This window comes from Bacillus sp. XF8, from assembly GCF_017498755.1.
In the GTDB taxonomy this organism is placed as follows: Bacteria; Bacillota; Bacilli; order Bacillales; family Bacillaceae_G; genus Bacillus_A; species Bacillus_A bingmayongensis.
Map to the genome: position 1 here is coordinate 1 of NZ_JAGDQK010000076.1, position 664 is coordinate 664.

The window sequence follows — 664 nt, forward strand, 5'->3', positions numbered from 1 at the left end:
ATTTTTAATTCGGCTAAAAATTTTTCAGGGTCATTACGTAATTTCGAAAAAAAATCTTTATCAGTTTTAGCCCTTTCTAACAGTATTTCATAAGCATCTCTTTTTTGGGGAATTTCATTATTCATTTGTTATTCCTCCTGTATTATTTTTTATTTATTCTTCCCCAAAAAAAAATAAAATTATGCATTTTGTAATTCAATACGAATAAAATTTTTAGATGTTAACTTGAAAAAAATGTTGAATTGAAACTCACTTAGAATTTTTGGTTCAGTTGCAAAGTTTTTTAAAAATCGAAAGAGAGAAAAATTATAAGAAGAATTTCTTGGGGTTCAACAGGCATTGTAACAAACAAAAAACATCTATAAAACTAAACAAAATCCTTATTTTATAGATCGGAGTGAAATTTCAATGATTGTTAAAGCGACAGTAAAACTTGAATTAGATGATTCGCAGAAAAACTGGGTTTCCTATGTTAGAGAGCAAGGCGGAGAAGAAGCGGTATTTCACTATTTGGAAGAAGAAGTGCAGAAGAAAATTGAATTAGCTGATTTTGTGGAGATGGAATACAAGGATAAGTGATTTGTTATAAAAACGCTATTTTAATAAAAAAAGAGCTTGTGACAGAAAACAAGCTCTTTCTAAGGGAAATAACATAATTGAGATT

Annotated in this window: 1 protein-coding gene; it reads left to right on the plus strand. The window is 28.2% G+C overall.

The window, feature by feature from the left end; translation table 11 throughout:
* Positions 1-408 precede the first annotated feature (408 nt).
* Entirely contained in the window at positions 409-579 is a 171-nt protein-coding gene (locus tag J4P91_RS27845) for a hypothetical protein (protein WP_207996673.1), read from the plus strand.
* Positions 580-664 lie beyond the last annotated feature (85 nt).